We start from the raw sequence: 12789 nt of genomic DNA, 5'->3' as shown, positions 1-12789 counted from the left end.
TATATGAACAGTAAACAGACAATCTCTACCCTGATGGTAGCCCTCTCCCTGGCGCTGGGTGGCTGCGCCGTCGGCCCCGACTATCACAAGCCGATCATCAAGGTGACCCCGGCGTTTAAAGAGGCCAAGGGCTGGAGCAAGGCTACTCCACAAGAGACCCAGAGCAAGGGAGAGTGGTGGGCGGTCTATCAGGATCCGATCCTCGATCAACTTCTTTCCCAAGTGCAGATCTCCAACCAGAACGTGGCCCAGTACGCAGCCCAATATCAAAAGGCGCAGGCCCTGATCGACCAGGCGCACGCCAGCCTCTACCCTTCTATCAGTGCTAATGCGGGGCTAACCCGCAGCGGCACGCAGAGCAGCACCGGCAATACCTATTCGGCCAATGTGGCGACCAGCAGTTGGGAGCTGGATCTGTGGGGTAAGGTGCGCCGCGGGCTCGAAGAGTATCAAGCCAGCGCCCAGGCCAGCGAAGCCGAGCTGGCCAACATCACCCTCAGCGCCCAGTCATCCCTGGCACAGGACTATTTTCAGGTTCGGGTGCTCGATGCGCGCATCGCCCTCTATCAGCAGAGCGTGCAGGAGTATCAGCGCTACCTAAAGGTGATTGAGAACAAGTACGCGGTTGGCAGCGAGTCGCGGGCGACCCTGGCCCAGGCACAAACCCAGCTCGAAAGTGCCACCTCGTCGATGCTGGATCTCACCTGGCAGCGGGCGCAACTTGAGCATGCCATGGCGATCCTGATGGGCAAGACGCCGGCCGAGTTCTCCTTACCGGTGGCAAGCTCCCTGAATCTGCATCTGCCGACGCCGCCCAACATAGTGCCATCTCAACTTCTTGAGCGCCGTCCGGACATCGCCTATGCCGAGCGAACCGTGGCCTCCGCCAATGCAGCTGTCGGCGTGGCACAGGCGGCCTACTACCCGGATATTACGCTGAGCGCCAGCGCCGGAGTCTCCAGCTCGGTATTGCACAATCTGATGAGCCTGCCGAGCCGCACCTGGTCACTGGGACCATCGCTCAGTACCACCTTGCTGGATTTTGGCGCCACCAAGGCTGAAGTGGCGCAGGCGCAAGCCAGCTATGATGCGGATGTGGCCTCTTACCGGCAAACCGTGCTCGAAGCCATGGGTGAAGTGGAGGATTATCTGGTGCAGCTCGCCACGCTGAGTGAGGAAATCGCCGCCCAGCGCCGGGCCACTGATGCCGCCAAAGAGTCTGCCCGCGTGACCTACAATCAGTATCAGGCCGGCATGATTGACTACCTGGACGTGGCCAGTACCCAGAACACCAGTCTGTCCCAGCAGCAGAGCTTGCTCTCTTTGCTCAGTACCCAACAGGTCGCCAGCGTCCAGCTTATCGCCGCCCTGGGCGGCGGCTGGCAAGGGGTCACGGCCTTGCCCCCTGTCCCAGGCACAGGCGGCGAGCAGCCATCGGTGCGTAAAACACCAATGAATTAATTACGTGGTGTACTGAATACCGAAAAAAGCAAAAGGCGGGAGTGCTCCCGCCTTTTGCCATTCGGCTCACAACATCTGAGGATTGCGCCTCGGCCTTATATACCTAGGGATGGCTCACCGTCAGATGATGATTTACCAGCTCATGGACGACCTGATTGAGCAGATCTGCGGCACCTGGTAAATCCATCCCATGCGCTAGCGGCGCGGAACTTGTGAGAGGCTTGGCACTGGCCACTGGTTCATGATGATCGCCTCCCAATAACGAAGACACACTTCCTTGATGGTGATCATCAAGCAGATCATGCACGCCCAGTACCAACCCTTTATCAGCACCAGCGTGACTGGTTGGATGAGTCGACACATCCAACTGATGTCCCACATCATGGGCATTAGCTAAAATGCCCACCTCATTAGGGGTTGGTTCCATGATATGCCACTTGGCATCCACTGGGTTTACAGCAGGAGGCACCTGTTCGTGACTCTGACCAGAGTACTCGGCAAACAGCCCCTGCTCGTGTTGCCCTGAGATCAGATCGCCAAGCTGCAGCGGATGATCAGGCGCCGGAGCTGCATCAACATGATGGGCAGCTTGCAGCACCACACTCTCCACCGGCACCTCATGGACAGCATCGTGACTAACCGACACATGAGCGCCTCTGGCAAGCGCTAATGTCGATGTCGCATGCTCACCGTCAACCTCGGTGGATGTAACAGCTACGTTGATACCATCAATCGACTGACCCTCTTTCACAGTCAACTCAAGATGGCCTTGCGCAAGCTCCTGATGAGTAATGACCCAGCTTCCTGCAACCGTTCCATGATGCCCCAGATTGAGCGTGCTGCCATCCGGTAAACCGTTAAAGGTAATATCCGAAATCTGTTCACTGCCATCGGTGTCAACCAATGCGGCAGTAAGCTGCAGGGTATAGTGATCAACGCCCGGCTCTACCCGCGTAGATGCGGTGGCGCCAGAGGCACTGATCAGCCCGTGTCCGCCAATCAGCCCTTGGGTATCACCGAAGATAATGTTCTCGATATTGTTGCCAACACTGACGGTCTGGTGGGTCCTTGTGTCGGTGATAAATAGATTATCCATACCACCACCAGCCGTGTTGACATGATTGGCACTGTAGCTAATGTCATATCGACTCTGGGGGCCGGCCAGATAGATATAATCCTGAGGGCTATCGATCTTATCACCAGCGCCATCCAAACTATGCACGGCTCCAGCCATCTCGGGACGAATAGCACCACTGGCATCGGTTAGCACGAAAACATCCGATTTGTCGGACGTGCCGTGAACATTACCGCCTTGGCCTTGAATGTCTGACAAATGCCAGACTTTAGCATTCTGGCCAAAATCAACCTGGCCATCCGCAATGGTGATGCCCTGGAGTCCATGACTCTGATGCATCTCGATAATGGTACGGCCATGTTCATGAGTCACCCCACTCACGTGCACAGCTAATCGTGGAGCATCAACTTCGGGCCTAATGTCGATATGCATATGGGCAAGCTTGCCCTCGCCATTGATCGGCTCACCGTCGACGGGTGTGAAATTAAACTGAGCATAATCGTCTTTCATATTACCCACCCCAGACTGGTGATAACCATCATCCCCCGCCTCATTAGCGTCTGGCAAAAAGTGGAAATGACCAGCATCCATCATATCCTTGGTGATCACCTGCCCAACGGTAACAGCCTTCCAATGCTGGCCATCGACAGTAAACTCCAGCTTACCGTCAGCAGGCAGGCTGCCTATCTTGATGCCTGGCGACTTGCCACCGTCTACATCACTGATTTTGAAATTGTCCCAAGTTAGAAGTAGTGTCGTATCTTCGTTACCTGAAACCTGCACGATTTCGGGTGAAGTAGGTGCATCATTGATGGGTTTCACATCAATGGTGACGGTTGCGGTTTCAGTGCTGCCACCGGCACTGACAGTGTAGGTAAAACTGTCTGTGCCATAGTAATTGGTTACCGGCGTGTAATGCGCCTCGCCATCCTTGCCAATTGTCAGCGTGCCGTGGGAAGGATTGGTATGACCGGTCACTTGGCGAGCGCTATCTTCAAAGTTATCTGCCGATGCGCCGCCCAGGCCAGTTAATGGATTAAAACTAAGCGATGCATCTTCATCAACATGTAAAGAGTCCGCCACTATATCGGCCACCGATGCAACCGTGATCGGTATCGAGCCAGTGGCGTAGTGGTCGCCATCACTGGTCTCGACTTGCAGCGTGTCCGCGCCGTGGTAATCGGGTTTGCCGGTGTAGATCAGGGTCGCCAGTGCTGCATTAATATCTGCAGCCGTGCCACTTATCGTCAGACTCTGCCCATGGTTACCATGCACAGTGGCATGCCCGGCCGTTACCAGGAGTGTGCCATGCAAAACACTGAGTGTGGTTGACAGATGGGTGCTGTCGCGGTCTGCCACCTGGATCCCACGGACTGCCTTTGGGGTATCTTCATCCGCTGCGAGTGAGCTCGGCAGTGTATAAGTGGGTGCTGCGTCGTTGTCGAGAATAGAGCCAGCTCCCGTCACACCACCAATAGTCAGCACCACAGTTTCGGTAGGCTCGGTCAACAGATCATCGGTGGTGGGCAAAGTCACGGAGAAATGGGTCATACCAGCAGGTACCTCCAGATGACCGTGGTCCAAGACCACCCCGTTGGAAAACACCGGCTTACCGTAATCTTCAATACCCGCACTACCACCGCCAAGAGAAAAGGCCAGCCTCTGCAGCGAGGAAGCCGCATTGGTCAGCGTCACATCAAAGACCAGCGACTGACCCTCTGTTACAGACGGCGACGAGATAGACGCCACTCTGGGAGCACTATCATCATCGATAATGGTGCCCATCGCCTTACCCTGCGCCACAGACCCAAAGTTGGGTTGGGACAGCGTGAGATACAGGTTCTCATTGCCCTCAAACAGGGTATCTGCTGTGGTGTGCACCGTCACAGTCTTGCTCATTTCACCCGGATTAAAGGTGAGCGACCCGCTGGCTGCGGTGTAATCCGAACTATTGGCGGAACCATCCAATGTCGCAAACTTCACGCTTTGCGCTGCTTGGGCATCCCCGTTGCGGCTAACGGTGAACATAAGATCACCACCTTCGATCACCTGAGCACTCGAAACCGACAATACCGGAGCTGAATCCGCATCAGTAATCACACCATCCACGGCAGCACCAGTACCGCTAGCAACCCCCAACGACTCAAAGCTATGAGCAGTGTCCGTTACCCCGCTAATGGTCAGCGTATAACCTTCGCGCCCTTCGTACAGCGAGTCCACCACACTCTGGTTTTCTATCACTGCACTGCTCTGGCCGGCAGGTATGGTCACTGTCGTCATCAATGCCGCACTAAAATCGCTTGGTGACGTGGTTTGTGGGCCATAAGTCAAAGCAACAGTGACGGCTCCTCCCGTTGGCACCTGCACGAGATGACCATTGCTATCGATCAACTCGACACGGTGTTGCAGGGTGTCACCTTCTGTCACTGTACCGGAGACATTGACTAACCGGGCATAGACTGGAGAAGCATTATCTACCACCGATACAGTAGCCGTGGCCCCGATAGCCAGCTTCTCAAAGCTGCCTCCCATGGCAGAGACCACACTGGCAGTCACATGAGAGCCGCCAGATAAGAGATCATCCGGTGCCATGGTAATAACCTGACCGGATGTTTGTCCGTCAGCAATCACCACCGTCTTGCCATTGTCGAGCTGGACCGTCACCTCCCCGTGTGCTGGCGCACCGAGTGTTACAGTCCAGGTAATATCGCCCCCTTCTTTCACCCCAGAGGTCCCTGTCAGGGTCACGCTGGTGGTATCGATGGTATCGGTGATGGTCGTGTTTACCGGCGTGGAGTCTGCCTTGACCTGCTCAAAGTCACCACCGGTCACGCGGGTGATGGCATTGCTGACCACACCCGGATCGACATACACATCCTCGCCGTCAGCGACCACGTGAGTCAGCGTACCGCTGGTCTGCCCGCTCGCGATGGTGATATCGCCCAATACCGTGTGTACCGTGGTCTCGCCCCGGCCGGGATGGCCCAGCGTCGCGGTGTAAACAATCGACCCACCCGCCTCCGTCAACGTGCTCTTGTCTGCCGTCAGGGTGGCGGTGGTGATGTCAACCTTATCGCCAATCCGGGTCTCCGCCGGGGTACTGTTCACCACCAGGTGCTCGAAATTACCGCCCGTCGCAGCGGTAATGTGTGCCGACACCGACGGCTGGCCCACATACACATCATTCCCCGCCGTCACACTGACACTGCCGGTTTGCTGTCCATCGGCAATGGTGATGGTCTGGCCGTTGTCGAGTGTCACCGTCACCGGGCCTTGCGCTGCATGGTCCAGCGTCGCGGTATAGGTAATACTGTCCCCTTCGTTCACGCTCGGTGTGGCACTCAGTGACACTGTGGTCGTGTCGATGGTGTCGCCGACGCTCACCGTGCTGGAGCCACTCGGCAACTCGAGATGGGAGTAACCCCCTCCGGTGTATGCAGTAATGGCGGCGTTTACGGTGCCAGCATCCACATAGACCGTATCCGGATGCACCTTGACCTCGACACTACCGGTCAACTCTCCGGCTTTGATCGTGATCTCCGAGCCATTATCCAGTGTGAGGAGCAACGGCGTCGCTGGCGCATGGTCCACCTGCGCTATCCAGGTCACTACACCGCCTTCCTTCACCCCCGCAGAGCCAGTGAGCGTCACTTGGACCGGTAACGCGCTATCCGTCACCGTGGTCGACACATGAGCACTGCTATCCAGCCGCTCATAGTTCCCCCCCTGAGTACCAGAGATAGATAGCTCGACCTCGCGATCACCCTGTGCCAGTACATCTGCCGGTCGCGTTGCCACATCCAGAGATCCAGTGCTCGCCCCCACCGGGATGGTGAGCTGTTGACCATTACTGAGCGTCAGTACCAGATCACTACCCGTTACCGGATGATCAACCTGTGCGGTATAGGTGATGGTACGGCCTTCTACCACCGAGCTCGGGGCGGTCAGTCTAATCGTGGTGGTATCGATGGTATCGGTAATCGTTGTGGTCACCGGTGTGGTATCAGGCACCAGCTGCTCAAAATGGCCGCCCTCTGCACCGGTTATCGCATTGCTGACCGAACTCGGATCAAGGTAGACATCCTCACCGGTCGGTACGGTATGAGTCAGCGTGCCGCTGCGATCTCCATCAGCAATAGTGATATCGCCCAGCTGGGTATGAACCATGGTCACACCATGGCTCTCGTGGCTCAGGGTCGCGGTATAGACGATCGCCCCCCCCGCCTCCGTCAGTGTGCTCTTGTCTGCCGTCAGGGCGACGGTCGTAGGGTCGGTGGTATCGGTGATGGCCGTGGTCACTGGCGTGGTGTCCGCCTTGACCTGCTCAAAGTCGCCACCGGTCACGCGGGTGATGGCATTGCTGACCACACCCGGATCGACATACACATCCTCACCGGCTGCCACAACGTGAGTCAGCGTCCCGCTGGTCTGCCCGCTCGCGATGGTGATATCGCCCAACACCGTGTGTACCGTGGTCTCGCCCCGACCGGGGTTGCCCAGCATCGCGGTGTAAACAATCGTCCCCCCCGCCTCCGTCAGCGCGCCCTTGTCTGCCGTCAGGGTGGCGGTGGTGATGTCAACCTTATCGCCAATCCGGGTCTCCGCCGGGGCACTGTTCACCACCAGGTGCTCGAAGTTGCCCCCTGTCGCGGTGGTGATGTGTGCCGACACCGACGGCTGGCCCACATACACATCATTCCCCGCCGTCACACTGACACTGCCGGTTTGCTGTCCATCGGCAATGGTGATGGTCTGCCCGTTGTCGAGCGTCACCGTCACCGGACCTTGCGCGGCATGGTCCAGCGTCGCGCTATAGGTGATACTGTCCCCTTCGTTCACGCTCGGCGTGGCACTCAGTGACACCGTGGTGGTATCGATGGTATCGCTAACCTGTACAGTAACCGGCTGCGGATCGACCACCAGGTGCTCAAAATTACCTCCGCTGGCCTGGGCAATGGTCAGACTCAGTGTCCCTGCATCCAGGTAGACGTCTTCACCCCCCGCCAACAGTGGGATGTTCACCGAACTCGAGCCGGCCGGAATGATCAGCGTCATACCATTACTCAGCAGTACCGAGACCGGACTGTGCGCTTCATGGGTCAAACTGGCTGTGATGATGGCTTCATGGCCTTCCGCCACCGTGGGCGTCGTGGTACTCAGACTCACCCGGGTGGGGTCAATAGTCTCTACCACCTGACTCACCGCCGGCGCAGAACTCACCTGCAGTTCTTCAAAGTCACCTCCCCGGGCATCGGTCACTGCCACCGACAGCAGATGGGGATTGTGATAGACGTCATCCGGCACCGGCACGCTGACACTGCCACTGCTGCTGCCCGCCGCAATCGTTAGACTATGACCGTTAGACAGTGTCACCTGCACGTCGGTACGAGCCACATGAGTTAAGCTGGCGGTGTAGGTCACACTGCCTCCCTCGGCCACGGCCAGTGCCGCCTTCAACGTCAGTTGGGTGGTGTCGATACGATCGCCAATCCGGGTCTCCGCCGGGGCACTGTTTACCACCAGGTGCTCGAAGTTGCCGCCTGTCGCGCTGGTGATGTGTGCCGACACCGACGGCTGGCCCACATACACATCATTCCCCGCCGTCACACTGACACTGCCGGTTTGCTGTCCATCGGCAATGGTGATGGTCTGCCCGTTGTCGAGCGTCACCGTCACCGGACCTTGCGCGGCATGGTCCAGCGTCGCGCTATAGGTAATACGGTCCCCTTCGTTCACGCTCGGTGTGGCACTCAGTGACACGGTGGTCGTGTCGATGGTGTCGCTGACCTGCACCGTAACCGGCTGCGGATCGACCACCAGGTGCTCAAAATTACCTCCGCTGGCCTGGGCAATGGTCAGACTCAGTGTCCCTGCATCCAGGTAGACATCTTCACCACCCGCCAACAGCGGCATGTTCACTGAGCTCGCGCCCGTCGGGATCGTCAGCGTCATACCATTACTCAGCAGCACCGAGACCGGGCTGTGCGCTTCATGGGTCAAGCTGGCTGTGATGATGGCTTCATGGCCTTCCGCCACCGAGGGCGTCATGGTGTTCAAACTCACCCGGGTCGGATCCAGGGTCTCCACGACCTGGCTCACCGCGGGTGTACGATCCAGGTGCAGTGCCTCGAAGTCTCCACCTTGGGCATCGGTGAGTGTCACTGATAGCAAATGCGGATTGTGATAAACATCATCCGGCACTGGCACGCTGACGCTGCCACTGCTGCTACCCGCCGCAATCGTTAGGCTATGACCATTTGACAGCGTTACCTGCATATCGGTACGAGCAACCTCGGTCAGGCTGGCGGTGTAGGTCACACTGCCTCCTTCGGCCACGGCCAGTGTCGCCTTCAACGTCAGTTGGGTGGTGTCGATACGATCGCCAATCCGGGTCTCCGCCGGGGCACTGTTTACCACCAGGTGCTCGAAGTTGCCGCCTGTCGCGCTGGTGATGTGTGCCGACACCGACGGCTGGCCCACATACACATCATTCCCCGCCGTCACACTGACACTGCCGGTTTGCAGTCCATCGGCAATGGTGATGGTCTGCCCGTTGTCGAGCGTCACCGTCACCGGGCCTTGCGCTGCATGGTTCAGCGTCGCGGTATAGGTAATACGGTCCCCTTCGTTCACGCTCGGCGTGGCACTCAGTGACACCGTGGTGGTGTCGATACTGTCATCAATCCGTGTCTCCGCCGGGGCACTGTTCACCACCAGGTGCTCGAAGTTGCCGCCCGTCGCGGTGGTGATATGTGCCGACACCGACGGCTGGCCCACATACACATCATTCCCCGCCGTCACACTGACACTGCCGGTTTGCTGTCCATCGGCAATGGTGATGGTCTGCCCGTTGTCGAGCGTCACCGTCACCGGACCTTGCGCGGCATGGTCCAGCGTCGCGCTATAGGTAATACGGTCCCCTTCGTTCACGCTCGGTGTGGCACTCAGTGACACGTGAGTGGGATCTATCGTATCGGGGATCTCGGTTTCAATACCGTGCGAAGGCAAACCCAGACGGGCGAACGCCCCGCCCTGAGTGCCAGTGATGGTAGTCAACTGGTGGCTTGCATCGAGATAGACATCATCCGTGGGGGCTGCGCTGGTGATAGTACCGGTGGTTTGGCCAACAGGTATGACTAGGGTGAGGCCATTGCTGAGTAGCACCTGCAGATCGCTGCCCCACACGGGGTTATCAACGGTTGCGATAAAGTGAATAACTCCACCCTCGGCGACACTGCTCTCAGCACTGAGCGTCAAGGTTGCATCCACCATCGGCATAGTGTCGCCTTGATGTACTCGCTCTGTAATTGCTTGCTGCACGTGATGAGTTGTATCAAACCCGGCTTCAGCAATAGTCTGATCAAGGTGCATCTCAACCAAAACAGCGCCGCTGTTGCTTTCTCCACGGCTACTGGAATGTTGACTGTCTTGGCCACCTGATGCCGTCATCAGGATTTTGGTTGGGTCTAATCCCTCAAGAACCAGATGCTGAAGCTCCGCAATCTCCTTAGATTGGCCAGTTTCCGTCGCAGCATGCTGCGAATTATTCTCAGTCTGACCATATTTTGGATGGTTTTCTAAGTAACGGCTTGCGTCTGCTCCTGACGCTAACAGGGTGTGTTCAGCAGTAATAGTGTGATGAGGTGCCAGAATTTCAGTTTCAAAAATGGCGCCTTGGTTGATGGCGATATGTGCGCCCTTGTGCAAAACCTCTCCCACCCTGAGTAATCTTTTCTCTCCGTCATCACTGACAATAAAGGCTTTTCCGGACAATTTAGTGATGGAGACATTGTGCTCCAGGGTGATGAGACGCAGCATGGTTGCAAGCTACCTGTATATAACAATTCAATGAGTCATTAATTCTACGGAATGTGACTCATCAGGTACCTTGCTCAGTGTTTAAGCAGATAGGGTCTCAGGCTAACGTGAAATATGGCTGGAGTTGACATGCGGACAACTGAAACAACAAAAAAAACAGTTTTAGATTTTCATGCCACCCTATCAGCTTGATCTGGAAGCAGACTCTCACCTAGCTGAAATAAAGAAGGGCCCAGCAGGGCCCTAGCAATTAGATAGGGAGATAAATCGTCGTTGCGTTTATAACAACGCCTTGATCTCCCCGCCCTAGGTGGTGTGACAAGTGTTACCAACCTGTCACTTCACGCAGCGCCTTGCCGATGTCAGCGAGGGAGCGCACGGTCTTCACCCCTGCATCTTCCAGTGCGGCAAATTTCTCGGCAGCGGTCCCCTTGCCACCGGAGATGATGGCGCCGGCATGGCCCATCCGCTTACCGGGCGGTGCGGTGACACCTGCGATATAGGAGACGACCGGCTTGGTCACGTGGGCCTTGATATAGGCCGCCGCATCTTCTTCGGCGTTACCGCCGATCTCGCCGATCATCACGATCGCTTCGGTCTGCGGATCGTTTTGGAACATCTCGAGGATATCGATGAAGTTGGAGCCCGGGATCGGGTCGCCGCCGATACCGACGCAGGTAGACTGACCAAACCCTTCGTCAGTAGTCTGCTTGACCGCTTCGTAAGTCAGGGTGCCAGAGCGCGACACAATGCCCACCTTGCCCGGCTTATGGATATGGCCCGGCATGATGCCAATCTTGCACTCACCCGGCGTGATCACGCCCGGACAGTTAGGGCCGATCATACGCACACCGCTCTCCTGCAGCTTCACCTTCACATCCAGCATGTCCAGTGTCGGAATGCCTTCGGTGATGGTGACAATCAGCGTGATGCCGGCATCGATGGCTTCGAGGATGGCATCTTTGCAAAACGGAGCCGGCACGTAGATAACCGACGCTGTCGCGCCCGTGGCGTCTACCGCATCACGCACGGTATTGAACACCGGCAGACCCAAGTGAGTGGTGCCGCCCTTGCCCGGAGAGACGCCGCCGACCAGCTGGGTTCCGTAAGCCAGCGCCTGCTCGGAGTGGAAGGTGCCCTGACCGCCGGTGAAACCCTGGCAGATCACCTTGGTATCCTTGTTGATCAGTACGCTCATTTACTTCGCCTCCGCTGCTGCTTTAACCACTTGCTGCGCGGCATCGGTCAGACTGTTGGCCGCGATGATATTGAGGCCACTCTCGGCCAGCTTTTGTGCGCCCAGATCGGCGTTATTCCCTTCCAGACGAACCACGACGGGCACCTTGACGCCCACCTCTTTGACCGCGCCAATGATCCCTTCGGCAATCATGTCGCAGCGCACGATACCGCCGAAGATATTGACCAGCACAGCCTGCACATTGCTGTCAGAGAGGATGATTTTAAACGCCTCAGTCACCCGCTCTTTGGTCGCACCACCGCCCACGTCAAGGAAGTTGGCCGGCTTGCCGCCGTGCAGGTTAACAATGTCCATGGTGCCCATCGCCAGGCCCGCACCGTTCACCATGCAGCCGATGTTGCCATCGAGCGCCACATAGTTAAGCTCCCACTGAGCGGCATGCGCTTCGCGCGGGTCGTCCTGGGTCGGATCATGCATATCGCGCAGCTTGGGCTGACGATAGAGGGCGTTGGAGTCGATGTTAATCTTGCCATCCAAGCAATGCAGATTGCCTTCGGCAGTGATCACCAGCGGGTTGATTTCAAGCAGAGCCAGATCGTAATCGACGAACATCTGACCCAATCCCATGAAAATCTTGGTGAACTGCTTCATCTGCTCGCCGTTAAGGCCCAGCTTGAAGGCCAGCTCACGCGCCTGATAAGGCTGCGGCCCCACCAGCGGGTCCAGGGCCGCTTTATGAATGAGATGGGGCGTTTCATGGGCCACTTTCTCAATCTCGACACCGCCTTCGGTGGAGGCCATAAAGACCACGCGGCGGCTGCCACGATCCACGACGGCGCCAAGGTAGAGCTCTTTGGCGATGTTGGTGCACGATTCCACCAGAATACGCGAGACCGGCTGGCCGTTAGCGTCGGTTTGATAGGTCACCAGACGTTTGCCAAGCCACTGCTGGGCGAAGGCACGGATCTCATCTTTGTTGCTGGCAACTTTCACGCCACCGGCCTTGCCGCGGCCACCGGCATGCACCTGGCATTTGACCACCCACTTGTTGCCACCAATCTTGTCTGCCGCTTCCGCTGCTTCCTGTGCCGAGGCACAGGCATAGCCCTCTGATACCGGCAGTCCGTATTCGGCAAACAGTTGCTTTGCCTGATATTCATGCAGATTCATAGATGCTCTATCCGTGTTTGTTGGTATACGCCGGAGTGTTTCTCAAAGCCCCGGCAAGGGGGGCCTT

The 12789-nt window shown here is 57.3% G+C and carries 4 protein-coding genes and 1 pseudogene; 1 reads left to right on the top strand and 4 read right to left on the bottom strand.

All coding sequences use genetic code 11. The annotated features are described in order from the left end of the window. Positions 1-3 precede the first annotated feature (3 nt). Positions 4-1461 carry an efflux transporter outer membrane subunit gene (locus BW958_RS04280; RefSeq protein ID WP_083687233.1) on the top strand — a complete coding sequence of 486 codons (1458 nt, stop codon included), beginning with the start codon at positions 4-6 and terminating at the stop codon, positions 1459-1461. 103 nt (positions 1462-1564) lie between these two features. On the opposite strand, the gene BW958_RS04275 is transcribed toward BW958_RS04280, so the two are convergent. From BW958_RS04275 to sucC, 4 genes and pseudogenes are all read right to left on the bottom strand, one after another. Further along, entirely contained in the window at positions 1565-9814 is an 8250-nt protein-coding gene (locus BW958_RS04275) for an immunoglobulin-like domain-containing protein (RefSeq protein WP_256701822.1), read from the bottom strand. A 57-nt stretch (positions 9815-9871) separates the two neighbouring features. Further along, a pseudogene (locus BW958_RS20775) lies at positions 9872-10354 on the bottom strand (retention module-containing protein); the annotation flags it as partial. Positions 10355-10679: 325 nt separating this feature from the next. Continuing rightward, positions 10680-11552 (bottom strand): succinate--CoA ligase subunit alpha, encoded by an 873-nt coding sequence (gene sucD, locus BW958_RS04270; RefSeq protein ID WP_076574487.1) that lies wholly within the window; start codon positions 11550-11552, stop codon positions 10680-10682. Continuing rightward, complete coding sequence (gene sucC, locus BW958_RS04265; protein WP_076574486.1) at positions 11553-12722, bottom strand: ADP-forming succinate--CoA ligase subunit beta; 1170 nt, start codon at positions 12720-12722, stop codon at positions 11553-11555. Positions 12723-12789: the final 67 nt, after the last annotated feature.

This window comes from Aeromonas sp. RU39B, assembly GCF_900156095.1.
GTDB lineage: Bacteria > Pseudomonadota > Gammaproteobacteria > Enterobacterales > Aeromonadaceae > Aeromonas.
This window is presented reverse-complemented; position numbering and strand designations above follow the sequence as displayed.

Bases quoted from the DNA above. Each gene is read 5' to 3' on its own strand.
- BW958_RS04280 (WP_083687233.1), top strand. From the start codon at position 4: ATGAACAGTAAACAGACAATCTCTACCCTGATGGTAGCCCTCTCCCTG.
- BW958_RS04275 (WP_256701822.1), bottom strand. From the start codon at position 9,814: ATGCCGATGGTGGATGCAACCTTGACGCTCAGTGCTGAGAGCAGTGTC.
- sucD (WP_076574487.1), bottom strand. From the start codon at position 11,552: ATGAGCGTACTGATCAACAAGGATACCAAGGTGATCTGCCAGGGTTTC.
- sucC (WP_076574486.1), bottom strand. From the start codon at position 12,722: ATGAATCTGCATGAATATCAGGCAAAGCAACTGTTTGCCGAATACGGA.